The sequence below is a fragment of the Saccharothrix hoggarensis genome, from assembly GCF_042678885.1.
GTDB lineage: Bacteria > Actinomycetota > Actinomycetes > Mycobacteriales > Pseudonocardiaceae > Actinosynnema > Actinosynnema hoggarensis.
The window spans coordinates 1-2,290 of record NZ_JBHTLK010000434.1; the positions used below are offsets into that span (position 1 = coordinate 1).

Consider the following 2,290-nt stretch of genomic DNA (forward strand, 5'->3'; position numbering starts at 1 on the left):
ACGCCGACGGCTGGGTGCGGCTGCGCGCCGTGGTCGCGGGCGTCGACCCCGGTGAGCGGTGCCGGCTCGTGGTCACCGACGTGCGCGGCCGGCGGCACGTCGCGGGCGGCTGGGTGGCGTCCCGGGGCGGGGGTGACACCGCGCTGGCGGGCGCGGTCCTGGTCGACGTGGACGACGTCGCCGCGATCGGCGTGGTGACGGAGGACGGCCGCACGCTGGTCGCCGGCGCCACCCGCTGAACCCCGGATTGCCCACTCGGGCAACGGGATCGGCGCGTTCGGGCACTCACCGCGCCCGTTCGCCGGCCGACCGGTGTCGGCGGCGTCGGAACTGCCTAAGCTGTGGTGCGTGAGGTGGCTGCCCCTGGCGCTGGTGTCCGTCCTGGTCGCCGGCTGCGCGGACAGCCGCACGGTGGCCATCGACGAGGTGCCGGTGGCGGTGGAGTCGCCGGTCACCACGTCCGACGCGTCGACAGGCTCGTTCGCCGTCGACTGCGGGCGCAACGAGACGCGGCACCTCAACGCGGACAACATGGTCATCGCGCCGGGACGCCCGGCCGGCGCGCACCACACCCACGAGTACGTCGGCAACCGGAGCGCGAGCGCGGCCTCGACCGACGAGTCACTGGCCGCCTCGGCGAGCACCTGCCCCGGCGGCGACCCGTCCAGCTACTTCTGGCCGGTGCTGCGGCTGACCGACCGCGCGGGGCACGACGAGCACCAGCCGGGCGGCGGCGTGCACGGCAACACCGGCGAGGTGCTGCCGCCGTCCGGCGTGCGGATCACGTTCACCGGCAACACGGCCGGCCAGGTCGTGCCGATGCCCCGGTTCCTGCGGATGATCACCGGCGACCCGGCCGCGCTGACCAGCGGCAGGGGACGGGCCCGGTGGACCTGCAGCGGCTTCGAGGACCGGCACACCGACCGGTACCCCGAGTGCGAGCCCGGTCGGATGGTGCTGCGCACCTTCGAGTTCCCCAGCTGCTGGGACGGCCGCAACACCGACGGCCCGAGCCACCGGGCGCACGTCGAGTTCCCCGGCTCGAACGGCGTGTGCCGGACGGGCACGTTCCCGGTGCCGCGGCTGCGGGTGCGGGTGGCCTACGACGTGCCCGCCGGCCGGCCGTTCGCGGTGGACAGCTTCCCCGAGCAGCTGCGCGACCCGAGGACCGACCACGCGATGTTCGTGAACGTCATGCCGGTCGAGCTGATGGACCGGGTCACGGCCTGCCTGAACACCGGCCGAACCTGCGCCTGACAGCCCGACCCCCCCGTAGTCCGACTTCGCAGCCCGACTTCGCAGCCCGACTTCGCAGCCCGACCTCAGAGTCGGACCCCGCAGCCCGACCCCGGAGTCGGACCCCGGAGTCGGACCCCGCAGCCCGACCCCGGAAGCCGACACCCGCGCCGAAGTTCGCCCCGGCCGCGGTGAACCGGAACGCCCCACCGCCCGTGTCCCAGGCGGGAGCAGACGAGAGGAGTGGGTGGATGGCGGGTCTGTGGTCCCGGAAACGGGAGGCCGCGGCCGACGAGGCCCTGATCCGGACCCTCTACGAGGAGCACGGTCGGGCGCTGCTGGCCTACGCGACGCGGTTGACCGGTGACCGGGCGGCGGCCGAGGACGTCGTCCAGGAGACCCTCGTGCGCGCCTGGCGGCACCCGGACGCCCTGGTGAACGGCAAGGGATCGGTCCGCGGCTGGCTCCTCACCGTGACGCGCAACATCGTCACCGACCGGATCAGGGCGAAGGCGGCCCGACCGCGCGAGGTGGCCGAGACGCCGGCGGCGCCGCCGGTCCAGCGCGATCACGCGGATTCCGTGGTGGACTCGATGGTGGTACTGGAAGCACTCGACCGGTTGTCGTCGGATCACCGGGACGTGTTGATGGAGATCTACTTCCGCGGCCGGAGCGTGACCGAGGCGGCCGAGGCGTTGGGAGTGCCACCCGGAACGGTGAAATCGAGATCGCACTACGCGCTGCGGGCCCTGAGGGAGACGTTCGTCGGGCAACAGGTCGCGCTGAAGGGGGTGGCCGGATGACCACGAACCACGATCCACAGCTGCTCGGCGCCTACGCGCTGGGCGTGCTCGACGAGCCGGAGGCGCGTGCCGTGGAGGACCACTTGGCGTCCTGCCCGCGGTGCCGCGCCGAGGTGGCCGAGCTGCGGGAGATGCGGGACGTGCTGGGCGAGGTGCCGCCCGAGGCGCTGCTCGACGGCCCGCCCGAGGACGGCGACCTGCTGTTGCGGCGGACGCTGCGGCAGGTGCGGGCGGAACGCGGCGGCCAGGCG

General features: G+C 74.1%; 3 protein-coding genes and 1 pseudogene. All 4 read left to right on the forward strand.

The window, feature by feature from the left end; genetic code table 11:
• A pseudogene (locus ACFQ3T_RS35995) lies at positions 1-239 on the forward strand (anti-sigma factor); the annotation flags it as partial.
• Positions 240-348: 109 nt separating this feature from the next.
• The gene (locus tag ACFQ3T_RS36000; RefSeq protein ID WP_380730543.1) at positions 349-1,257 is read left to right on the forward strand and encodes a DUF1996 domain-containing protein; all 909 of its coding nucleotides are present in this window, start codon (positions 349-351) and stop codon (positions 1,255-1,257) included.
• A gap of 230 nt (positions 1,258-1,487) precedes the next feature.
• Positions 1,488-2,039, forward strand: coding sequence for a sigma-70 family RNA polymerase sigma factor (locus ACFQ3T_RS36005; RefSeq protein WP_380730545.1), 552 nt, complete (start codon positions 1,488-1,490; stop codon positions 2,037-2,039).
• The coding region (locus ACFQ3T_RS36010; protein ID WP_380730548.1) for an anti-sigma factor family protein at positions 2,036-2,290 on the forward strand (255 nt) is incomplete at its 3' end. The genes ACFQ3T_RS36005 and ACFQ3T_RS36010, both read left to right, overlap by 4 nt.